At 43.5% G+C, this 22,524-nt stretch carries 18 protein-coding genes, 5 tRNA genes and 3 rRNA genes; 23 read left to right on the top strand and 3 right to left on the bottom strand.

Annotation, left to right across the window (positions count from 1 at the left end):
- Positions 1 to 12 precede the first annotated feature (12 nt).
- From fmt to AB1I63_10565, 9 genes are all read left to right on the top strand, one after another.
- Positions 13 to 948, top strand: coding sequence for a methionyl-tRNA formyltransferase (gene fmt, locus AB1I63_10525; GenBank protein ID MEW4355258.1), 936 nt, complete (start codon positions 13 to 15; stop codon positions 946 to 948).
- Complete coding sequence (gene rsmB / locus AB1I63_10530) at positions 938 to 2,248, top strand: 16S rRNA (cytosine(967)-C(5))-methyltransferase RsmB (protein ID MEW4355259.1); 1,311 nt, start codon at positions 938 to 940, stop codon at positions 2,246 to 2,248. Before fmt ends, rsmB begins: the two co-directional genes overlap by 11 nt.
- An 18-nt stretch (positions 2,249 to 2,266) precedes the next feature.
- Positions 2,267 to 3,007 (top strand): Stp1/IreP family PP2C-type Ser/Thr phosphatase, encoded by a 741-nt coding sequence (locus AB1I63_10535; GenBank protein ID MEW4355260.1) that lies wholly within the window; start codon positions 2,267 to 2,269, stop codon positions 3,005 to 3,007.
- Positions 3,004 to 4,905: a Stk1 family PASTA domain-containing Ser/Thr kinase gene (gene pknB, locus AB1I63_10540; GenBank protein ID MEW4355261.1), complete on the top strand. Its 1,902-nt coding sequence runs from the start codon at positions 3,004 to 3,006 to the stop codon at positions 4,903 to 4,905. The genes AB1I63_10535 and pknB overlap by 4 nt, the downstream gene beginning before the upstream one ends.
- 108 nt (positions 4,906 to 5,013) lie before the next feature.
- Positions 5,014 to 5,712 (top strand): cell wall-active antibiotics response protein LiaF, encoded by a 699-nt coding sequence (liaF, locus tag AB1I63_10545; GenBank protein ID MEW4355262.1) that lies wholly within the window; start codon positions 5,014 to 5,016, stop codon positions 5,710 to 5,712.
- Positions 5,709 to 6,734 (top strand): sensor histidine kinase, encoded by a 1,026-nt coding sequence (locus tag AB1I63_10550; GenBank protein ID MEW4355263.1) that lies wholly within the window; start codon positions 5,709 to 5,711, stop codon positions 6,732 to 6,734. The genes liaF and AB1I63_10550 overlap by 4 nt, the downstream gene beginning before the upstream one ends.
- Complete coding sequence (locus AB1I63_10555; protein MEW4355264.1) at positions 6,706 to 7,338, top strand: response regulator transcription factor; 633 nt, start codon at positions 6,706 to 6,708, stop codon at positions 7,336 to 7,338. The genes AB1I63_10550 and AB1I63_10555 overlap by 29 nt, the downstream gene beginning before the upstream one ends.
- Before the next feature lie 47 nt (positions 7,339 to 7,385).
- Complete coding sequence (locus AB1I63_10560) at positions 7,386 to 8,789, top strand: Cof-type HAD-IIB family hydrolase (protein ID MEW4355265.1); 1,404 nt, start codon at positions 7,386 to 7,388, stop codon at positions 8,787 to 8,789.
- Entirely contained in the window at positions 8,786 to 9,145 is a 360-nt protein-coding gene (locus AB1I63_10565; GenBank protein MEW4355266.1) for a S1 RNA-binding domain-containing protein, read from the top strand. The genes AB1I63_10560 and AB1I63_10565 overlap by 4 nt, the downstream gene beginning before the upstream one ends.
- An 82-nt stretch (positions 9,146 to 9,227) precedes the next feature.
- Here the strand turns inward: AB1I63_10565 and cysK are convergent, their stop codons facing one another.
- Both cysK and AB1I63_10575 read right to left on the bottom strand, forming a co-directional pair.
- The gene (gene cysK / locus AB1I63_10570) at positions 9,228 to 10,160 is read right to left on the bottom strand and encodes a cysteine synthase A (protein ID MEW4355267.1); all 933 of its coding nucleotides are present in this window, start codon (positions 10,158 to 10,160) and stop codon (positions 9,228 to 9,230) included.
- A gap of 106 nt (positions 10,161 to 10,266) precedes the next feature.
- The gene (locus tag AB1I63_10575) at positions 10,267 to 10,899 is read right to left on the bottom strand and encodes a YigZ family protein (GenBank protein ID MEW4355268.1); all 633 of its coding nucleotides are present in this window, start codon (positions 10,897 to 10,899) and stop codon (positions 10,267 to 10,269) included.
- A gap of 54 nt (positions 10,900 to 10,953) precedes the next feature.
- Between AB1I63_10575 and AB1I63_10580 the strand changes: the two genes are divergently transcribed.
- From AB1I63_10580 to AB1I63_10595, 4 genes are all read left to right on the top strand, one after another.
- Positions 10,954 to 12,255 (top strand): DEAD/DEAH box helicase, encoded by a 1,302-nt coding sequence (locus AB1I63_10580; protein ID MEW4355269.1) that lies wholly within the window; start codon positions 10,954 to 10,956, stop codon positions 12,253 to 12,255.
- A complete protein-coding gene (locus tag AB1I63_10585) occupies positions 12,252 to 12,920 on the top strand; it encodes a ComF family protein (GenBank protein MEW4355270.1) in 669 nt (222 codons plus the stop codon). The genes AB1I63_10580 and AB1I63_10585 overlap by 4 nt, the downstream gene beginning before the upstream one ends.
- 78 nt (positions 12,921 to 12,998) lie before the next feature.
- Positions 12,999 to 13,541 (top strand): ribosome-associated translation inhibitor RaiA, encoded by a 543-nt coding sequence (raiA, locus tag AB1I63_10590; protein MEW4355271.1) that lies wholly within the window; start codon positions 12,999 to 13,001, stop codon positions 13,539 to 13,541.
- A 65-nt stretch (positions 13,542 to 13,606) separates the two neighbouring features.
- Complete coding sequence (locus AB1I63_10595; GenBank protein ID MEW4355272.1) at positions 13,607 to 14,533, top strand: aldo/keto reductase; 927 nt, start codon at positions 13,607 to 13,609, stop codon at positions 14,531 to 14,533.
- A gap of 372 nt (positions 14,534 to 14,905) precedes the next feature.
- Here the strand turns inward: AB1I63_10595 and AB1I63_10600 are convergent.
- Positions 14,906 to 16,038 (bottom strand): IS3 family transposase gene (locus AB1I63_10600; GenBank protein MEW4355273.1). Its coding sequence is split into 2 segments (ribosomal slippage): positions 14,906 to 15,768 and positions 15,768 to 16,038, totalling 1,134 coding nucleotides; the frame shifts between segments, so codons are not numbered across the junction.
- A gap of 247 nt (positions 16,039 to 16,285) precedes the next feature.
- Between AB1I63_10600 and AB1I63_10605 the strand changes: the two genes are divergently transcribed.
- The 10 genes from AB1I63_10605 (at position 16,286) to AB1I63_10650 (ending at position 22,513) form a co-directional block, all read left to right on the top strand.
- On the top strand, positions 16,286 to 16,753 hold the full coding sequence (locus AB1I63_10605) for a sigma-70 family RNA polymerase sigma factor (GenBank protein MEW4355274.1): 468 nt from the start codon (positions 16,286 to 16,288) through the stop codon (positions 16,751 to 16,753).
- 75 nt (positions 16,754 to 16,828) lie between these two features.
- Complete coding sequence (locus AB1I63_10610; GenBank protein MEW4355275.1) at positions 16,829 to 16,978, top strand: hypothetical protein; 150 nt, start codon at positions 16,829 to 16,831, stop codon at positions 16,976 to 16,978.
- A gap of 264 nt (positions 16,979 to 17,242) precedes the next feature.
- A 16S ribosomal RNA gene (locus AB1I63_10615) occupies positions 17,243 to 18,790 on the top strand.
- A gap of 56 nt (positions 18,791 to 18,846) precedes the next feature.
- A tRNA-Ala gene (locus AB1I63_10620) sits at positions 18,847 to 18,919 on the top strand.
- A gap of 130 nt (positions 18,920 to 19,049) precedes the next feature.
- Positions 19,050 to 21,953: ribosomal RNA gene (locus AB1I63_10625) — 23S ribosomal RNA — on the top strand.
- 93 nt (positions 21,954 to 22,046) lie between these two features.
- A 5S ribosomal RNA gene (gene rrf, locus AB1I63_10630) occupies positions 22,047 to 22,162 on the top strand.
- Together the 16S, 23S and 5S rRNA genes with 5 tRNA genes alongside form the textbook arrangement of a ribosomal RNA operon.
- 5 nt (positions 22,163 to 22,167) lie before the next feature.
- A tRNA-Val gene (locus AB1I63_10635) sits at positions 22,168 to 22,240 on the top strand.
- A gap of 2 nt (positions 22,241 to 22,242) precedes the next feature.
- A tRNA-Asp gene (locus AB1I63_10640) sits at positions 22,243 to 22,315 on the top strand.
- A gap of 40 nt (positions 22,316 to 22,355) precedes the next feature.
- Positions 22,356 to 22,428, top strand: a tRNA-Lys gene (locus tag AB1I63_10645).
- Between the two features lie 3 nt (positions 22,429 to 22,431).
- Positions 22,432 to 22,513 (top strand) — tRNA-Leu (locus AB1I63_10650).
- The last annotated feature ends 11 nt before the right edge of the window (positions 22,514 to 22,524 follow it).

Raw genomic sequence — 22,524 nt, forward strand, 5'->3', positions numbered from 1 at the left:
GGAAAGAGAACGATGACAAAATTGATTTTTATGGGAACGCCTGATTTTTCAGCGACGGTTTTGAAAGGCTTGTTAGCTGATGACCGATATGAGATGTTAGCAGTCGTTACCCAGCCAGACCGTGCGGTGGGTAGAAAAAAAGAAATCCGAATGACGCCAGTCAAAGAAGTAGCCTTGGCGCATGACTTACCTGTTTACCAGCCAGAAAAATTATCCGGCAGTAGCGAATTAGAAGAATTGATGACGCTTAGTGCAGACGGGATTGTCACGGCAGCATTTGGTCAGTTTCTACCAACCAAGCTGTTAAACAGCGTGTCCTTTGCAGTCAATGTCCATGCGTCGCTTCTTCCCAAATACCGCGGTGGAGCACCGATTCACTACGCTCTTATCAATGGAGATAGCGAAGCTGGCGTGACTTTGATGGAAATGGTCAAGGAAATGGACGCGGGCGATATGATTGCAAAAGCTGCTATTGCGATTACAGACGAGGACAATGTCGGCACCTTGTTTGAGAAATTGGCAGTTGTGGGACGTGATTTATTGCTGGAAAATCTCCCTGCCTATATCGCTGGAGAGTTGAAACCAGAAGCGCAAGACCCAAGTCAAGTGACCTTCTCGCCTAATATCAGCCCTGAAGAAGAGCGGCTTGATTGGGCGAAGACCAATCGTCAGGTCTTTAACCAAATTCGTGGCATGTATCCGTGGCCAGTAGCTCATACTCTTTTGAATGGTGAGCGCTTTAAGATTTATGAAGCGAATCTTGCTGAGGGCTCAGGACAACCAGGGGAAATTATTGCGCTTGGCAAGAAAGAATTGCTCATCGCAACAGGTGAAGGCGCAATAGCTCTGAAAACTGTTCAGCCAGCAGGCAAGCCGAAAATGGGGATTGCTGACTTCTTAAATGGATTTGGCCGCAAATTAGCAGTAGGAGATCGCTTTGGTGAGTAAGAAAGAAACAGCGCGTGGTCTGGCTTTAAAGGTCTTAGGACAAGTCTTTGATGAGGAGGCTTATGCTAACCTTGCCCTCAATCAAGCTCTTAAAACCTCTTCCCTATCAGAAAAAGACAAGGGGCTTGTGACCGAGCTGGTCTATGGCACAGTCATGCGGAAAATCACGCTTGAGTGGTATCTAGCACATGTGATTGAAGACCGAGATAAGTTGGATACTTGGGTTTACCATTTGCTCATGATGAGCCTTTATCAGCTGTTATATTTAGATAAAATCCCCAACCATGCCATTGTCAATGAAGCGGTTGAATTGGCTAAGAAAAGCCGAGGGACGGATAAATTTGTCAATGCTATTTTAAGAAAATTGGTGGATCATGAACTGCCGGATATTTCCGCCATCAAACGAAAAAACAAACGCTTGTCCATTCAGTATTCTCTGCCTGTCTGGCTGGTGAAAAAGCTGATGGACGAATACGGAGAAGAGCGAGCAATCAAGATTTTTGAGAGTTTGCTCATCCGCAATAAAGCCAGTGTACGTGTGACTAATCCTCAGGATGTGGAAATCATAAAAGAGGCGACAGGGGCAGAGCGCTCTCTCTTGTCAGATGTCGGTTTGGTCAAGTCGCATGGTCATTTTGCAGGAACAGAATTTTTCAAAGACGGTCGGATTACCATCCAAGATGAGAGTAGCCAGTTGGTGGCACCAACCCTCAACCTTGAAGGGGATGAAGCAGTTCTTGACGCCTGCGCAGCTCCAGGTGGAAAGACCGCTCATATAGCTAGTTACTTGACGACAGGCTTGGTCACGGCTCTTGATTTGTACGACCATAAATTAGCCTTGATTGAGGAGAATGCTACGCGTCTCGGTGTGGCAGATAAAGTCGTCACTAAAAAGCTGGATGCGAGACAAGTCTTTGAAACGTTTGGAAAAGATGCCTTTGACAAGATTTTAGTCGATGCACCTTGCTCAGGAATCGGTCTCTTGCGTCGTAAGCCAGACATCAAGTACAATAAAGAAACAGCTGATTTTACCTCTTTACAAGAAATTCAGCTGTCGATATTAAACAATGTTTGTCAAAGTGTGAGAAAAGGTGGTATAATAACGTATAGTACCTGTACGATTGTATCAGAAGAAAATAGTCAAGTAGTCAAACGTTTTTTGGCAGAACATCCTAATTTTGAGCAGGTTACTTTACAGCATAAACGACAGGATATTGTAAAAGATGGTTGTATCCTCATTACTCCAGAACTCTATGGAAGTGATGGTTTCTTTATCAGCCAATTCAAACGAATCGTCTAATAGGAGGACAGAAACAGTATGGAAATTTCATTGCTAACAGATGTTGGACAGAAACGAACGAATAACCAAGATTATACCAACCAATTTGTCAATCGTGCAGGCATGAGCATGATTATCTTGGCAGATGGGATGGGCGGTCATCGCGCGGGAAATATTGCCAGTGAAATGGCAGTGACAGACCTTGGTGCAGCATGGGTTGACACCAAGATTTCTACGATTAACGAAGTCCGTGAATGGTTTGCCCTTCACATCGAAGAAGAAAATCAAAAAATTCACCAATTTGGTCAAGATGAAGCGTATAAAGGCATGGGAACAACCCTTGAAGCTTTAGCGCTTATCGGCAATCAAGCAATTTATGCTCATATCGGAGACTCTAGGATTGGCTTGATTCGTGGTGAAAACTATACGCAGTTAACGAGTGACCATTCCTTGGTCAATGCCCTTTTAAAAGCAGGACAGTTAACAAAAGAAGAAGCAGAACGTCATCCACAACGCAACATCATCACCCAATCGATCGGACAAAAAGATGAAGTTGAGCCAGATATAGGTATGGTAACCTTGGAAGAAAATGACTACCTTGTGCTAAACAGTGACGGTCTTTCCAACATGATTTCAGATAGCGAGATTTATGATATTGTCACAAGTGACATTACCCTAGCTGAAAAAGCAGAAACCTTGATTCGTTTTGCTAATAATGCAGGTGGATTAGATAATATCACAGTTGCGCTTGTGCATGTAACCGAGGAGGACTTGGCATGATTCAAGTCGGCAAAATTTTTGCTGGACGGTATCGAATCATCAAGCAAATTGGTCGTGGCGGGATGGCAGATGTCTATCTAGCTAAAGACCTGATTTTAGATGGGGAAGAGGTCGCGGTAAAGGTTTTAAGGACCAATTACCAGACCGATCCAGTCGCGGTGACACGGTTTCAGAGAGAAGCTCGTGCCATGGCAGATTTGGATCACCCGCATATCGTTCGGATAACGGACATTGGAGAAGAAGACGGGCAACAGTACCTTGCAATGGAATATGTGGAAGGACTGGATTTGAAACGCCATATCAAAGAGCGGGGTCACTTGTCCAATGAAGAAGCGGTTCGGATTATGGGACAGATTCTGTTAGCCATGCGTTTGGCTCATACCAGAGGGATTGTCCACAGAGATTTAAAACCGCAAAATGTCTTATTAACACGAGATGGCAATGCCAAGGTAACAGACTTTGGGATTGCGGTAGCCTTTGCGGAAACTAGCCTGACCCAGACAAATTCCATGCTGGGTTCGGTGCATTATTTGTCGCCTGAGCAGGCGCGTGGTTCTAAGGCAACGGTGCAAAGTGACATCTATGCCATGGGGATTATCTTCTATGAGATGTTGACAGGGCACATTCCTTATGATGGGGATAGTGCTGTAACGATTGCTTTGCAGCATTTCCAAAAGCCTTTGCCATCGATTATCAGTGAAAATCCTCGTGTTCCACAAGCCTTGGAAAATGTCGTGATTAAGGCAACGGCTAAAAAGTTGACTGACCGTTATCAGTCGGTTGCTGAGATGTATGTGGATTTATCGAGTAGTCTTTCCTATGACCGTCGCAATGAACCAAAGTTAATTTTTGATGATGCTACCAAGGCAGATACGAAGACCTTGCCCAAAGTGCCACAAGTTCCTGTTCAAGAGGTGGTCAAGAAAAAAGCTCCTGTTGAGTCAAATAGTAAGAAAAAAGGGAAAACTCCCCCAGCTCCTGTTGTGAAACCTAAGAAGAAACGCAGAATGCGGACACGCTATAAGGTATTGCTCTTTGCAGTGCTCTTAGTTGTCGCAGCGCTAGGAGCTTTGATTTGGCTGAGTCCATCTAGTACGACAGTGCCAGATGTCAGTGGGAAAACTGTTGCACAGGCTCGCTCAGACATTGAAGAGGCTGGCTTGAAAGTCGGTAGAGAAAAAATAGAAAAGCATGAAGATGTTGCTACTGGTACAGTCATTCGGACAGAGCCTAGAGCTGGAACTCAACGTCGCGAAGGAACCAGTGTAGATTTAGTAGTCTCAGAAGGTCCAGATACCTTTGAGATGGCGGATTATACAGGTGTTAAAAGAGCAGATGCTGTCAATGATTTAGTTCAAAATCATAAGATTTCGAAAGACTTGATTCGGATTGAGGAAGTCGAGACCAATGATTTTGAAGATGGAACTGTCTTTGAACAGACACCAGAAGCAGGAATGGTTTATAGCCGTGGAGATAAACAGCGAATTACCCTCAGGGTTGCAAAAGCTACGGCAAATGCCATTATGCCTAGTTACCTAGGGTCAAATTATGAGCAGTTTGCATTTCAAAATCTCACTCAAATTTTAGGCGTAAAAGAAGCCAATATTGAAAAACGAACGACAGACAATCCAGATGATAATCCTTATGGTTATGAAGTAGGCTCTATTGTCAAGCAAAGTCCAGAGCCGAATCAGTCCTTTAATCTGAAGAATTCTCACATTATTCTTTATGTATATGAACCAAAACCCGAGATTGCTTCGTCCAGTCATGAAGAACCAAATAGCAAAGTAACCTCGGAACATCGAAATACTTCTTCAAGTAGTAGTACTACTACAAGTGAGAGTAGCAGTAGTGAGAGCCAACCCTCTTCTACCATTGCCTCCAGTACAGAACCTTAATAAAAGCAGCTGAGCCACTAGGCTCAGCTCTTTTTGATTGCATTTCCTACCTCAACAGGAGGTTTTTATCTGAAATTTTGATACAATAGAACGAGAAAGGAAAGGGCTATGCGAAAACTACAATTTTTTATTTTGATTGAGGTGATTTTACTCAGTCTTGCCTTAATCACCATTTTATCAGGACATTTCTCGCGTCTGCTCCTATTTTTAGTGCTCTTTTTGCTTCTCATTTATTATTATTTTGGTAAGCAAAGAAATAGTATGCTCCTTGTTGGATCAAGCCTCCTCTTATTCTTCGTGATTATGCTCAATCCATTTGTGATTGCTTCGATTCTATTTGCGATTATCTACGGCATGATTGTGGCTTATCCCTATCTCTATAAGGAAAATAGAGAGATAGATTTGCAGTTTGATGAGCATGTAACATCAAAATCTGAGAAAAATCGCTGGTTGGGAAGTCTGCACCATTTTTCGGACCAGAGTCATTGCTGCTTTGATGATATCAATTTGTGTCGCTTGGCAGGACAGGACACTATTCACTTGGAGCGTGTGATTGTGGCCCAGCACGACAATGTGATTGTTCTTAGAAAAGTTGCGGGCAATACACGGATTATCTTGCCCGTAGATGTGGGAGTGAGTCTCAATGTCAATCATCTGTATGGGGAGTTAACCTTCTTGGATCAGCCGATTTATGATCTTCGCAATGAAAATCTGACTGTAAAAAGTCCAGATTTTGAAACGGCTAATAAAACGGTGAAGATTGTTCTTGCGACCTTTGTAGGCAATGTGGAGGTTATCAGACGATGAAAAAAGGCTATTACATTCTGACTTCCTTCTATATTTTTCTCATTATTGGATTTTTATTATACTATTTATTCCAATTATTTGGTCTGGATTGGGCATTTATCATAGAGGATTTAGAGAGAATTGAGAAATTTTTCTTCTTTATCTGTGTTGTGACACTGGCTTTGACTCTCTTGGTAGTGCTTTTGGTAAAGAGCATGCAGTATTTTGTCTTTCGTCAAGTACAGGAAAATCTGCAAAGCATCCTTGAGGGAAAAAGCCTCAAGCCTTTTGGGGTGAGTGATGTGGATCAATCCTTTCAAATCTTGGGAGATAAGTATCAAATGTTAACCGAAAGTGTGCAAAACTTTGACAATCAAGCCTTGCAGGCAGAAGAGATGATTGTGGAAAAAGAACGTAGGCGGATTGCCAGAGACTTGCACGATACGGTCAGTCAAGAATTATTTGCAGCAAGCATGATTTTATCAGGCGTGAAAGATCAAGCTACTAAAGGAAGTCAGGATAAGCTCTTAGTGCAGCTAGATAGCGTATCAGGCTTACTAGATACTGCTCAAAAAGACTTACGCATCTTGCTTTTACATCTCCGTCCTATGGAACTCGAAGGGCGGACCTTGGTAGCAGGTCTTGAGATGATTTTGAAAGAATTGATGGATAAAAGTGAGATTGAAGTCCATTTTGAACATGAGGTAGGAGAGATTCCGCGGCAAATCGAGGAGCACATTTTCCGCATTGCTCAGGAAATCATCAGCAATACCCTACGACATGCCGAGGCTTTTCGCTTAGATGTTTATCTCTATCAGTTGGATCAAGAATTGCAGTTGAAAATGATCGATGATGGAATTGGGTTTCATCAAGATGAAGCAGATGAGCTGAGCTATGGGTTGAAAAATATAGAGGAGAGGGTGCAGGATATGGCAGGAGAATTGCAGATTTTGACAGCACGAAATGAGGGAGTCTCGATTGCAGTGCGTGTGCCCTTGTGGAAAGGAAGAGAAGATGAAGATTTTATTGGTAGACGATCATGAAATGGTCCGTTTGGGTTTAAAAAGTTATTTGGACATGCAAGACGATGTAGAAGTCATTGGTGAAGCCTCAAATGGTCGTGAAGGGGTGGAGAAAGCCTTAGAATTACGACCAGATGTAGTCGTGATGGATATTGTCATGCCAGAGATGGATGGGATTGAGGCGACTCTTGCGCTTTTGAAAGAATGGACGGAGGCGAAGATTGTCATACTGACGTCTTATCTGGATAATGAAAAAATCTATCCTGTCCTCGATGCTGGTGCTAAAGGCTATCTTTTAAAAACTTCTAGCGCAGATAAGATCCTCTCAGGACTTCAAAAAGTAGCAAATGGGGAGCTTGCGATTGAAACAGAAGTCAAGAAAAAAGTGGAAAATAGACGCCATGAGAAAGCTCTCCATGAGGAATTAACTGCACGAGAGCGTGATATTTTGGGCTTGCTGGCAAAAGGCTATGAAAATCAACGAATTGCACAGGAGCTTTTCATTTCCCTAAAAACCGTCAAAACCCATGTGTCTAATATCCTAGCAAAGCTTGATGTGAGTGATCGTACGCAGGCAGTTGTCTATGCTTTTCAACATCATTTAGTGCCACAAGAAGAATTTTAGTGGTATAATAGAAGAATCAGATTTTTGAGAGAATAGAGGGAGATGTGATGAACGCAAAGCTAAAATACAAAGCAAAGAAAATTAAACTAGTCTTTTTTGATATTGACGATACCTTGAGGGTGAAACAGACAGGCTATATGCCAGAGTCTATTCAGACTGTTTTTCAGCAGTTAAAGGACAAGGGAATTGTTACAGGGATTGCTTCTGGTCGTGCAGGTTTTGGAGTTGTTCCTGAAATCAAGGCCTTGCAACCAGACTTTTTTGTGACCTTAAATGGTGCTCACGTTGAGGATAAGAAAGGTAAAGCCATTTACCAACATAAGCTTGAAGAAGACCTTGTGGAAAATTATATTACGTGGGCTAAGGAAGTTGAGATTGACTATGGATTTATCAACAATGATGAAGCTGCCCTATCGACTCGCAATGAGATGATTAGTGAAGCGATGGATATTATCTATCCAGACTTACCAGTTGATCCAGACTTCTACCAAGACCATGATGTTTATCAACTATTCACATTTGAAGATAAGGGCGACAGCCTAACTTTACCCGAATCTTTATCAGACAAGCTTCGTTTGGTTCGTTGGCATGAGCACTCATCTGATGTGGTTGCTGTTGATGGCTCAAAAGCAGTGGGCGTGGCAAAAGTTGTGGAGCATTTAGGTTTGAAGCCAGAAAATGTTTTGGTCTTTGGGGATGAGCTGAATGATTTGGAGCTCTTTGACTATGCTGGTATGAGTATTGCCATGGGCATATCACACGAGAAAGTTCAGGAAGTGGCTGATTATGTGACAGATACCGTTGAAGAAGATGGAATCTTTAAAGCCTTGGAACTACTAGGATTGGTTGAGAAAGAATTGCATTTTCCACAGCTAGATGTTGAGAAAGAAGAAGGTCCGGTAGCTACTATTCACACCAATCATGGTGATTTGCGTATCAAGCTTTTTCCAGAACAAGCGCCAAAAACAGTCGCAAACTTTATCGCCCTTGCAAAAGATGGCTACTATGACGGTGTGATTTTCCACCGAATCATTGAAGATTTCATGATTCAAGGTGGTGACCCAACTGGTACAGGTATGGGGGGTGAATCCATTTATGGAGAATCGTTTGAAGATGAATTCTCACCAGAGTTGTACAATATCCGCGGAGCACTGTCTATGGCGAATGCTGGTCCAAATACCAATGGTAGTCAATTCTTTATCGTTCAAAATAGCTCTCTTCCTTATTCTAAAAAGGAATTGAGTCGAGGAGGTTGGCCAGAGGAGATTGCGGCAGTTTACGCAAAAGAGGGGGGAACTCCCCATCTTGATCGTCGTCATACCGTCTTTGGTCAGCTCATGGATGAAGCGTCTTACCAGACGCTTGATAGGATTGCCGCAGTTGAGACTGGTGCCATGGATAAGCCTTTAGAGGATGTCGTTATGGAAAGTATTGAAGTGAGTGAAGCATGAAAATTGGTGACAAATTAAAAGGAAAGATTACAGGGATTCAGCCGTATGGAGCTTTCGTTGAGCTGGATAATCAGGTTGTAGGTTTGATCCATATCTCTGAGATTAAGACAGGCTATATTGCTGATATCCATGAGCTTTTGCAGCTGGGTCAAGAAGTGCAGGTGCAGGTCGTTGATTTTGACGAATACACACAAAAAGCGAGTCTTTCTATGCGAACGCTCGAAGAAGAAAAGCATCGCCTGCCTCGCTACCATCGGTTCTCCAATGCCCATCACAAGTATGGCTTTGAGCCTTTAGGAAAGCAATTACCGATTTGGATCAAGGAAAGCATGGACTTTTTAAAAGATCGAGCATAGATATATAAAATAAGGTTGGAACAACTGGTTCCAACCTTATTTTTATCATTGTGGATATTTGAAAGCGAGAAAAATTCCTTCCTTACATTGCTGGGAAATCATAGAGGGCAGTTGATAGGTAACGTTCGCCGTTGTCTGGCGCGATAGCTAGAACTTTTTTCCCCTTGCCTAATTTTTTGGCGACTTCAATAGCCGCAAAGATGGCAGCTGCCGATGAGATACCAACCAAGAAACCTTCTTGTCCACCGATTTCTCTACCTAGTAGCATTGCTTGGTCAGAAGAAACTCGGACAATGCCATCGTAGGCTGCTGTATCTAGGGTATTTGGGATAAAGCCTGCTGAGATTCCTTGGATTTTATGTGCTCCAGGCTTTTCACCAGATAGGATAGCCGATTCATTAGCCTCAACAGCAAAGATTTGAATATCTGGCAATTCATTTTTGAGGGTATGAGAGACTCCAGAGATAGTCCCACCTGTACCAACTCCTGCGACTAAGGCATCTAGTTTTTGACCTTTAAAAGCTTCCAGAATTTCCACGCCTGTTGTTTTTTCATGGATTTCTGGATTGGCAGAATTTTCAAATTGCAGAGGGAGAAAGCCATTTCGCTCAGCTGCAATGGCTTGAGCTTTTGCAATCGCTCCTTTCATACCCTCACTTCCTGGAGTCAGAACCAACTCAGCTCCATAAGCTTGGATAATCTTGCGACGCTCGACGCTCATCGTTTCTGGCATGACAATCACAACCTTGTATCCTTTGGCTGCTCCTATCCAAGAAAGTCCGATACCTGTATTTCCACTCGTTGCCTCCACAATGGTCGCACCAGGCGTTAGTACCCCTTCTTGCTCTGCTTTTTCAATCATGCTCAGGGCAATACGGTCCTTGACCGAAGACCCCGGATTAAAGGCTTCTAATTTCACATAGACATCCGCAGCCCCTTCTGGAACGATACGGTTTAGCTTGACAATGGGTGTTTGCCCAATAAGTTCGGTAATGTTTTGGTAAATAGTACTCATTGCAATCCCTCTTTTCTATCAGAATGATTTCTACTCATTAGTATAGGCGGGAATTGCATATTTGTAAAATATAAAAAAGTTATCGCTGTGATAACTTTTTCTTATCTTATAGGCTGACAGGGACTTCAACCTCTCGTAAACCTTGGTCTATACACGTTACTTTGCCATGGAAAAACTCCACAAGTTGGATTTTGATGTCTTCTTTTCTCTCTTTATCGACATAGATGAGGGAAGAGACTTGATCGGTAAAGTCTGTGTGATATTCTTCTAAGCTCACTTCCTTAAGAAAATTCGGGAATTCTTGGTATTGGCTATAAGACATGGTAATGGCAAGACCAGCTTGCTCTTTGATATCCACCATACCGATCTCTTTTACCGCAAGAGCGACACTTCCAGCATAGGCACGAATCAAGCCTCCTGCTCCGAGCTTAATACCACCGAAATAACGGGTGACTACAACGCAGACATTCGTCAGATTGTGGTTTTCAAGTACCCCCAGCATAGGGACACCAGCCGTTCCACTTGGCTCTCCGTCATCGCTTGTGCGCTTGATTTCACTTTTTTCACCGATAATAAAGGCAGAGCAATTATGGGTTGCTTTGTAATGTTCCTTTTTGATGGCGGTGATAAAATCTCGTGCCTCGTTTTCTGTCGTTACTCGTTTGATGTGACAAATAAAACGTGATTTTTTAATTTCTTCTTGGACTTGACCTTCCTCTTTGATTGTTCTGATTTCCATAGTCTTATTGTACAAAAAATCTCTCTTTTTGCCAAACCCTGCGAATAAATAAGTATGATAGAAAGAAAAGATTGTTTAGGGCGTCTCTTTACCAGTCAAGATTTGCCAGATGATTTGCGAGAGCAAGCCAAGGAACTTCCTAGTATGATAGAAGTCAAGGGAGAGTTGAGGTGTAATCGCTGTGCTAGCCCTGTGGATAAAACAGTGTCACGTTTGCCTGTTGGAGCTTATTATTGCAGAGCTTGTCTACTATTAGGACGAGTGCGAAGCGATGAAGTTCTCTATTATTTCCCACAAGAAGCTTACTCAGTCCAGCAAGTGCTAAAATGGCAGGGACAATTAACCGACTTTCAAAATAAGGTGTCAGAGGGGCTTCTTGCAGCTTGGGAGAAAAAAGAAAATACTTTGGTACATGCTGTGACAGGGGCGGGTAAGACAGAGATGATTTATCCACTGGTTGCGCGTGTGATTGACGGTGGCGGTGCTGTCTGCCTTGCTAGTCCTCGTATTGATGTTTGTTTGGAGCTATATCGCCGTTTAAAAGAGGATTTTCTATGTCCGATTTCGCTCCTTCATGGAGAGTCAGATCCCTATTTTCGCAGTCCTTTAGTGATTGCTACGACGCATCAGCTTCTTAAGTTTTATCGAGCATTTGACTTACTGATAGTAGATGAAGTAGATGCCTTTCCTTATGTAGATAATCCCATGCTTTATCACGCTGTTGAACAGTCTGTTAAAGTTGAAGGTCAGACCGTATTTTTAACGGCAACCTCAACAGACTCCTTAGACCGACAAGTTCAAAAAGGAAAATTGAAGCGTTTAAGTTTGCCACGACGCTTTCATGGCAATCCCTTGATTGTTCCTCAAAAGGTATGGTTATCGGATTTTCAAAAATATCTCTCCAAAAAGAAATTACCTCCTAAATTATACAAAATGATTGAACAGCAGAGACAGATAGGTTTTCCATTACTGATATTTGCCTCAGAAATCAAACGAGGACAAGAATTTGCGGCTGTTTTACAAACCTATTTTCCAACAGAAAAGATAGGTTTTGTCGCCTCAACAACCGAAAATCGCCTTGAATTAGTCGATCAATTTCGAAAGAAAGAGCTTACTATTCTAGTCTCCACGACCATTTTGGAGCGGGGAGTGACCTTTCCTTGTGTAGATGTGTTTGTGCTGGAGGCTAATCATCGCCTGTTTACTCGAAGTGCTTTGGTGCAGATTGCGGGGCGAGTCGGACGGAGCATGGAGAGACCGACCGGTGATTTGTATTTCTTTCAAGACGGGACCAATCAAGCTATTGAGAAAGCTATTTACGAAATCAAACAGATGAATCAGGAGGCAGGCTTATGAGTGATTGCTTACTTTGCCATACTCCTTTAGTTAGTCATTATCGTTTTTTGGATGTATTTCTTTTGAAGAAACCGCAAGTTTTTACCTGTGGGGATTGTATGGCAGAATTTGAAGAGATTAGTGAGAGTCACTGCAAAAGGTGCTTTAAAAAGGGAGAAGATGCTATTTGTCAGGATTGCATAGCATGGGAGAAAAAAGGAGAGATCGTTCAACATCAGGCTTGTTTCCAATATAACCAAGCCATGAAAGAGTATTTTAGCACCTATAAATTTCAAGGAGATTATGCTCTTCATCAAGTCTTTGCCAGCGTTTTTTACCGTGCTCTAAAGGATTATAAAAAAGAATTTACGCTTGTCCCTATTCCAGTGGGTGACACACGTTATCAGAAAAGAGGGTTTAACCAAGTCACCGCCTTTTTAGAGGGTGCTAAATTACCGTATCGCTCACTTCTTGTAAAAGAAGATAGTATTGCCCAATCTAGTAAAACACGAGAAGAGCGATTGCAGACCCAGCAGGTATTTTCTATCAAAGATGATGAAAGGCTTCCAGAGCAAGTGCTCTTGATTGATGACATTTACACCACAGGTGCCACCCTTCATTTAGCAAAGAAATTACTTTTGGAAAATGGAGTGAAAAAGGTATTGACGTTTTCACTTGCAAGATAAGAAAATACTTGCAAAAAAAGAATGAAAGCGTTATAATAGAATAAAGAAAAACAAAATGTTTAGAAAGAAGGTACTCATATGATTAAATATAGTATCCGTGGCGAAAATATCGAAGTAACAGAAGCAATCCGTGACTACGTAGTTTCTAAACTTGAAAAAATTGAGAAATATTTCCAAGAATCACAAGAACTTCATGCGCGTGTGAACTTGAAAGTCTATCGTGAAAAGACCGCTAAGGTTGAGGTGACGATTCCACTTGGATCTATCACACTTCGTGCAGAGGACATTTCTCAAGACATGTATGGGTCTATTGACCTTGTAACTGATAAAATTGAGCGTCAAATCCGCAAAAATAAAACAAAAATTGAGCGTAAAAATCGTAGTAAAGTAGCAACTAGCCAGCTCTTTACAGATGCCCTTGTAGAAGATGCAGACACAGGTAGCGCAAAAGTTGTCCGTTCAAAACAAATTGATTTAAAACCAATGGATTTGGATGAAGCCCTTCTCCAAATGGAATTGCTAGGTCATGATTTCTTCATTTACACAGATGTAGAAGATAACTCTACGCATGTTCTCTATCGCCGTGAAGATGGGGATGTCGGCTTGTTGGAAGTCAAATAAATGCTTATCCCTCAGATGTTCTGGGGGATTTTTATGATGAATGATAAAATAGAAAGATAATGAGCATGAAGTATATTGAATTTGGAGCTGAAAAGCAAGAATTATCCCAAATCATGTTAGGGATGATGCGTATTTCTAAGATGAGTACCAAAGAAGTAGAGAATCTAGTGGAGACAGCCTTATCTGTTGGTATCAACGCTTTTGATTTGGCAGATATTTATGGACGTGGTCAGTGTGAAGAGATTTTAGGGAAAGTATTACAATCTCGAGCTGATCTACGAGAAAAGATGTGGATTCAGTCAAAATGTGGTATTCGCATGGAAGAATTTACCTATTTTGATTTTTCAAAAGAACACATTTTACACTCTGTGGATGGCATTTTAAAACGCTTGAAAATTGAGCAGTTAGACTCTTTACTCTTGCATCGACCAGATGCTTTGATGGAGCCAGATGAGATTGCAGAGGCATTCACCTTGCTACAAGAACAAGGAAAAGTTCGTGATTTTGGAGTCTCCAATCAAAATCCAATGATGATTGAATTGTTAAAAACGAAAGTCAAGCAGCCCTTAGCTACCAATCAATTACAGCTCAGTGCCGCTTTTACACCCGCATTTGATGCAGGATTTCATGTGAATATGGAAGATTCTGCCGCACATATGCGTGATGGTAGTGTCTTCGAATACTGTCGCTTGCAAGACATGGTGATTCAGGCTTGGTCAGTCCTTCAGCATGGATATTTTGAAGGAATCTTTCTAAATTCCGAGAAATACATCACATTAAATACTGTTTTAAATCGATTAGCAAGCCAGTACAGTGTCAGTCCGACAGCCATTGCTTTGGCATGGATTTTGCGTTATCCAGCAAAAATGCAGGCGATTATAGGAACCACCAAAGCAGAACGAGTACGTGACGCAGCAGATGCAACTAAAATCACCTTAACTCGCAAAGAATGGTATGAAATTTATTTAGCAGCAGGTAAGACTTTGCCATAATATAGAGATTTTCGGGAGTGGGACTCAATCGTGATTTCGCAGAAATCGATTTTGTAGTCTTCGCTTTCCAATTTTTAGGCTCAGGTAAGAACAGTTCAGTGGACTAGCCTCGTTTTCGAATTTCCAAGCTCGGGTACTAACAGTCCACTGGACTGTTAATATCCCGCAAGTTGACGCTTTCCCAATTGAGAATTGTGAAAGGTTGGAAATAGGGCTAGCGAAGATAAGTTCGCTAGCTTGTTTTAATAGAATATTGATTCATCAATGTTTTACAAGCCAGACAACTACTGCGTCAAACTGTTCAAACTATAAAAATAAAGAAGTTGGGTACTTTTGGGCACTGCACCCCAATAATGAGACCTAAGAAAAACACTATTTTGAGACCTGTTTCCTATATTCTATAGGGGATAGGTCTTTTAATTTCCGTTGAATTCTCGTTTCATTATAAAATATGATGTAATTTTTGACAATATCTGTTATACTATCTTTAGTTAGGTTTCTCCAGTTATGGAGATAGAAGGTTTCAGACTTTAGGACGGAATGAAACCATTCAATACAGGCGTTATCTGCGGGTGTTCCTTTTCGGGACATGGAGCGGATAATGCCTTTTTCTGTGCATGTCTGATAATAAGCTTTAGAGGTATAGACTGAACCTTGGTCACTATGTAAGAGTGTTCCTTTCGGTAAATCCAACTGATTTAACGTATCTAAAACAAAGTCTGTGTCCTGACTATCTGAAATTGTATAAGCTACAATCTCTCGGTTATACAAATCCATAATGGACGAGAGATAAAGTTTACAGTTTCCGAAATAGAGATAGGTGATGTCTGTTACCAATCTTTGAAGGGGTTGTTTGGCTTGGAAGTCCCTACTGAGCTTATTTTCAGTGACATAGTAAGGTTTGCCAAGTTTTGGGACCTTCTTTGTTTTGACACGGCAAAGCCAACCATTTTGTTTCATGATACGATAAACCTTTTTGTGATTCACTGTCAAACCATATCTGCTTTTTAAAAGCCGTGTAATGGTTCGATAACCATAAATATAGCCATTTTCAAGGCATAATATCTCAATCTTCTCAGTGACATCATCCATCGTTTTTACCGTTGCTGGCTCAGATTTCCAGCGATAGTAGGTGGATCTTGCCACACCAAAACAAGCCAAAATCATCGGGATTGGATAGTCAGCTTTATAGTCTTCTACAAGCTTGATAAGGGCTATTTTATCGATTTCCTTATCAAGCTGCGATACTTTTTTAGCAGCTTTACCTCTAATCTTAATTGTTCAACCTCAGATAATTCTGTCATCCCTTTACCGTAAGTATATTGTTTTCCGACAGGTTGGTAGAAGCGGTGAAGTTCATTGTTTTGATACCATTTCCACCATGTGTAAATTTGACTATCATTCTTTATCCCTAGGGTTTCCATGATAACCTTGTTGGATTTACCTGCTTTTTTCATTTCGATACAAGCTAGTTTTATGTCTAGTGAATATGCTTTTTTGACCATAAGAAAACACTCCTAATTCTATTATAGTAGAATTCATGGAGTGTTTTTCTTTGGTCTCACTTTATGGGGGCAGTATCTTGGCCCAACCTCTTTTTTCTTCTCAAAAGTCACGAATTACGCCGAAACAGGAAATATTATTTCTAATTGTATTCTATTTGGCTGTATGTAATACCAAAATAGCGGATTTGCTCCTATGTGATTTTTTCTCTGCTAGACTATATACAGAGAGGAAAGGAGGAAGAATGTTATGGAGGACTTCGGGAAGGTTTATAGAAAAGTACGAGGTATCGTCATGAGATGTAGAAAGGATTACTATGTCCATCTATGGGAGTTAGATGATTGGGACCAAGAAGGAATGCTAGTCCTGTATCAATTATTGAGTCAACACCCAGACTTGGAAGACAGTAGATTGTATGTGTATTATAAGACCAAGTTCCGCAATCATGTCTTAGATGTGATTCGGAAACAAGAAAGCCAGAAAAGGAGATTAGATAGAATGTCGTATGAAGAAGTAAGTGAAGTAGGACATAGATTACATACAGGAGGCTTACTCCCTGATGAAGCCTATCTACTAAAAGACCAACTCAGCCGTTATCGCTCAGGACTCACCCCAGACTTACAAGAGCAGTACGACCGCTTACTCGCCGATGAACGATTTAAAGGACGCCGCAAACTCTTACGAGACTTACGCACCCATTTAAGAGACTGGGAGTAAAAGCACCCTCACTATAGAGCGTATCTACAATACAAAAACTAAAAAGAACAGGAACATAGAGAAAAAGGAGAAAGTATGAACACATATAAGAGACATAAAGGGAGCTATCTTGGCTATTATTACAAAAGCGGACTTCATTTACGGATGGATTATGAGAGTTATCAAGTCCATGTAGAAAAAATCTTGGAAATAAGTAAAAAAAGTTCAGAAGAGGGAGGGGTATAGAAAATATTTTAAAATAGAGAAAAACACCTTATCAATCAAAAAAGGATTAAAAAAAGTAATAAAAAAATCAAAAAAAACGAAAAAAAGTGTTGACAAAGAAATGGATAGGTGATATACTAAGATAGTTGTCGCGAGAGAGCGACAAAGACCTTTGAAAACTGAACAAGACGAACCAATGTGCAGGGCGACTGAGGAGACTCAGTCAGTCAAACACAAGAAACAATAAATCTGTCAGCGAGACAGAAGTGAGTGAGAGCTCAAACTTTATATGAGAGTTTGATCCTGGCTCAGGACGAACGCTGGCGGCGTGCCTAATACATGCAAGTAGAACGCTGAAGCTTGGTGCTTGCACCGAGCGGAGGAGTTGCGAACGGGTGAGTAACGCGTAGGTAACCTGCCTGGTAGCGGGGGATAACTATTGGAAACGATAGCTAATACCGCATAACAGTGCTTACTGCATGGTAAGCATTTGAAAGATGCAATTGCATCACTACCAGATGGACCTGCGTTGTATTAGCTAGTTGGTGGGGTAACGGCTCACCAAGGCGACGATACATAGCCGACCTGAGAGGGTGATCGGCCACACTGGGACTGAGACACGGCCCAGACTCCTACGGGAGGCAGCAGTAGGGAATCTTCGGCAATGGGGGCAACCCTGACCGAGCAACGCCGCGTGAGTGAAGAAGGTTTTCGGATCGTAAAGCTCTGTTGTAAGAGAAGAATGTTAGTGGGAGTGGAAAATCTGCTAAGTGACGGTATCTTACCAGAAAGGGACGGCTAACTACGTGCCAGCAGCCGCGGTAATACGTAGGTCCCGAGCGTTGTCCGGATTTATTGGGCGTAAAGCGAGCGCAGGCGGTTAGATAAGTCTGAAGTTAAAGGCTGTGGCTTAACCATAGTACGCTTTGGAAACTGTTTAACTTGAGTGCAGAAGGGGAGAGTGGAATTCCATGTGTAGCGGTGAAATGCGTAGATATATGGAGGAACACCGGTGGCGAAAGCGGCTCTCTGGTCTGTAACTGACGCTGAGGCTCGAAAGCGTGGGGAGCGAACAGGATTAGATACCCTGGTAGTCCACGCCGTAAACGATGAGTGCTAGGTGTTGGGTCCTTTCCGGGACTCAGTGCCGCAGCTAACGCATTAAGCACTCCGCCTGGGGAGTACGACCGCAAGGTTGAAACTCAAAGGAATTGACGGGGGCCCGCACAAGCGGTGGAGCATGTGGTTTAATTCGAAGCAACGCGAAGAACCTTACCAGGTCTTGACATCCCAGTGACCGTCCTAGAGATAGGATTTTTCTTCGGAACACTGGTGACAGGTGGTGCATGGTTGTCGTCAGCTCGTGTCGTGAGATGTTGGGTTAAGTCCCGCAACGAGCGCAACCCTTATTGTTAGTTGCCATCATTCAGTTGGGCACTCTAGCGAGACTGCCGGTAATAAACCGGAGGAAGGTGGGGATGACGTCAAATCATCATGCCCCTTATGACCTGGGCTACACACGTGCTACAATGGCTGGTACAACGAGTCGCAAGTCGGTGACGGCAAGCTAATCTCTTAAAGCCAGTCTCAGTTCGGATTGTAGGCTGCAACTCGCCTACATGAAGTCGGAATCGCTAGTAATCGCGGATCAGCACGCCGCGGTGAATACGTTCCCGGGCCTTGTACACACCGCCCGTCACACCACGAGAGTTTGTAACACCCGAAGTCGGTGAGGTAACCGTAAGGAGCCAGCCGCCTAAGGTGGGATAGATGATTGGGGTGAAGTCGTAACAAGGTAGCCGTATCGGAAGGTGCGGCTGGATCACCTCCTTTCTAAGGAAAAAAGGAACTGTATATTGGTCGTCATGTTTAGTTTTGAGAGGTCTTGTGGGGCCTTAGCTCAGCTGGGAGAGCGCCTGCTTTGCACGCAGGAGGTCAGCGGTTCGATCCCGCTAGGCTCCATACAACTCGAGAGAGTTGTAGAGATTTGCACATTGAAAATTGAATATCTATATCAAATAGTAACAAGAAAATAAACCGAAAACGCTGTGAATTAATGAGTTTTCTAATTTGAAAGAATTAGGTTAAATAAGGTTAAGTTAATAAGGGCGCACGGTGGATGCCTTGGCACTAGGAGCCGAAGAAGGACGTGACTAACGACGAAATTCCTTGGGGAGCTGTAAGTAAGCAATGATCCAGGGGTGTCCGAATGGGGGAACCCAACATGTAATGCATGTTATCCATGACTGTTAAGGTCATGAGAAGGAAGACGCAGTGAACTGAAACATCTAAGTAGCTGCAGGAAGAGAAAGCAAAAGCGATTGCCTGAGTAGCGGCGAGCGAAACGGCAGGAGGGCAAACCGAAGAGTTTACTCTTCGGGGTTGTAGGACTGCAATGTGGACTCAGATTTTGTAGAAGAATCTACTGGGAAGTAGAGCCAAAGAGAGTAAGAGCCTCGTATTCGAAACAGAGTCTGTACCTAGCAGAATCCTGAGTACGGCGGGACACGCGAAATCCCGTCGGAATCTGGGAGGACCATCTCCCAACCCTAAATACTCCCTAGTGACCGATAGTGAACCAGTACCGTGAGGGAAAGGTGAAAAGCACCCCGGGAGGGGAGTGAAATAGAACCTGAAACCGTGTGCCTACAACAAGTTCGAGCCCGTTAATGGGTGAGAGCGTGCCTTTTGTAGAATGAACCGGCGAGTTATGATATGATGCGAGGTTAAGTTGAAGAGACGGAGCCGTAGGGAAACCGAGTCTGAATAGGGCGGATTAGTATCATGTTATAGACCCGAAACCATGTGACCTACCCATGAGCAGGTTGAAGGTGCGGTAAAACGCACTGGAGGACCGAACCAGGGCACGTTGAAAAGTGCTTGGATGACTTGTGGGTAGCGGAGAAATTCCAAACGAACTTGGAGATAGCTGGTTCTCTCCGAAATAGCTTTAGGGCTAGCGTCGATGTTAAGTCTCTTGGAGGTAGAGCACTGTTTGGGTGAGGGGTCCATCCCGGATTACCAATCTCAGATAAACTCCGAATGCCAACGAGATATAATCGGCAGTCAGACTGCGAGTGCTAAGATCCGTAGTCGAAAGGGAAACAGCCCAGACCACCAGCTAAGGTCCCAAAATAATTGTTAAGTGGAAAAGGATGTGGGGTTGCACAGACAACTAGGATGTTAGCTTAGAAGCAGCTATTCATTCAAAGAGTGCGTAATAGCTCACTAGTCGAGTGACCCTGCGCCGAAAATGTACCGGGGCTAAAACAATTTACCGAAGCTGTGGATTACCTAATAGGTAATGGTAGGAGAGCGTTCTATGTGTGGTGAAGGTGTACCGTGAGGAGCGCTGGAACGCATAGAAGTGAGAATGCCGGTATGAGTAGCGAAAGATGGGTGAGAATCCCATCCACCGTAAGACTAAGGTTTCCAGGGGAAGGCTCGTCCGCCCTGGGTTAGTCGGGACCTAAGGAGAGACCGAAAGGTGTATCCGATGGCCAACAGGTTGATATTCCTGTACTAGAGTATGAAGTGATGGAGGGACGCAGAAGGCTAACTCAACCAGACGAATGGAAGTGTCTGGCTAAGTAGTGAGGCGTGGTATGAGTCAAATGCTTATACCTATAACGTTGAGCTGTGATGGGGAGCGAAGATTAGTAGCGAAGTGAGTGATGTCACACTGCCAAGAAAAGCTTCTAGCGATGTATCATACTCTACCCGTACCGCAAACCGACACAGGTAGTCGAGGCGAGTAGCCTCAGGTGAGCGAGAGAACTCTCGTTAAGGAACTCGGCAAAATGACCCCGTAACTTCGGGAGAAGGGGTGCTCAGTAATACTGAGCCGCAGTGAATAGGCCCAAGCAACTGTTTATCAAAAACACAGCTCTCTGCTAAATCGTAAGATGATGTATAGGGGGTGACGCCTGCCCGGTGCTGGAAGGTTAAGAGGAGGGTTTAGCGGCAACGCGAAGATCTGAATTGAAGCCCCAGTAAACGGCGGCCGTAACTATAACGGTCCTAAGGTAGCGAAATTCCTTGTCGGGTAAGTTCCGACCCGCACGAAAGGCGTAATGATTTGGGCACTGTCTCAACGAGAGACTCGGTGAAATTTTAGTACCTGTGAAGATGCAGGTTACCCGCGACAGGACGGAAAGACCCCATGGAGCTTTACTGCAGTTTGATATTGAGTGTCTGTGCCACATGTACAGGATAGGTAGGAGCCAAAGAGATCGGGACGCCAGTTTCGAAGGAGGCGCTGTTGGGATACTACCCTTGTGTTATGGCCACTCTAACCCGCATAGTTTATCACTATGGGAGACAGTGTCTGACGGGCAGTTTGACTGGGGCGGTCGCCTCCTAAAAGGTAACGGAGGCGCCCAAAGGTTCCCTCAGATTGGTTGGAAATCAATCGCAGAGTGTAAAGGTATAAGGGAGCTTGACTGCGAGAGCTACAACTCGAGCAGGGACGAAAGTCGGGCTTAGTGATCCGGTGGTTCCGAATGGAAGGGCCATCGCTCAACGGATAAAAGCTACCCTGGGGATAACAGGCTTATCTCCCCCAAGAGTTCACATCGACGGGGAGGTTTGGCACCTCGATGTCGGCTCGTCGCATCCTGGGGCTGTAGTCGGTCCCAAGGGTTGGGCTGTTCGCCCATTAAAGCGGCACGCGAGCTGGGTTCAGAACGTCGTGAGACAGTTCGGTCCCTATCCGTCGCGGGCGTAGGAAATTTGAGAGGATCTGCTCCTAGTACGAGAGGACCAGAGTGGACTTACCGCTGGTGTACCAGTTGTCTCGCCAGAGGCATCGCTGGGTAGCTATGTAGGGAAGGGATAAACGCTGAAAGCATCTAAGTGTGAAACCCACCTCAAGATGAGATTTCCCATAACGTTAAGTTAGTAAGAGCCCTGAGAGAAGATCAGGTAGATAGGTTAGGAGTGGAAGTTGTGTGAGCAATGGAGCGGACTAATACTAATAGCTCGAGGACTTATCCAAAATAAGTAAGATTCAACGAGAACATAGCGTGGTTTAGTTCTTGAGAGGATTTGATAAGATATTCAATTTTGAGTGTGGAAATACTCAGAATAGTTAAGTGACGATAGCCTAGGAGATACACCTGTACCCATGCCGAACACAGCAGTTAAGCCCTAGAACGCCGGAAGTAGTTGGGGGTTGCCCCCTGTGAGATATGGTAGTCGCTTAGCTATAGGGGAGTTTAGCTCAGCTGGGAGAGCATCTGCCTTACAAGCAGAGGGTCAGCGGTTCGATCCCGTTAACTCCCATAGGTCCCGTAGTGTAGCGGTTATCACGTCGCCCTGTCACGGCGAAGATCGCGGGTTCGATTCCCGTCGGGACCGTTCAGGTAATCTGTTAGGTTATTTGAATTAAAATAGAATAGACTCGTTAGCTCAGTTGGTAGAGCATTTGACTTTTAATCAAAGGGTCGCTGGTTCGAGCCCAGCACGGGTCATACGCGGGTTTGGCGGAATTGGCAGACGCACCAGATTTAGGATCTGGCGCTTAACGGCGTGGGGGTTCAAGTCCCTTAACCCGCATAATAGAAATA

Origin of the sequence: Streptococcus pneumoniae, assembly GCA_040719455.1 — a bacterium.
In the GTDB taxonomy this organism is placed as follows: Bacteria; Bacillota; Bacilli; order Lactobacillales; family Streptococcaceae; genus Streptococcus; species Streptococcus pneumoniae_G.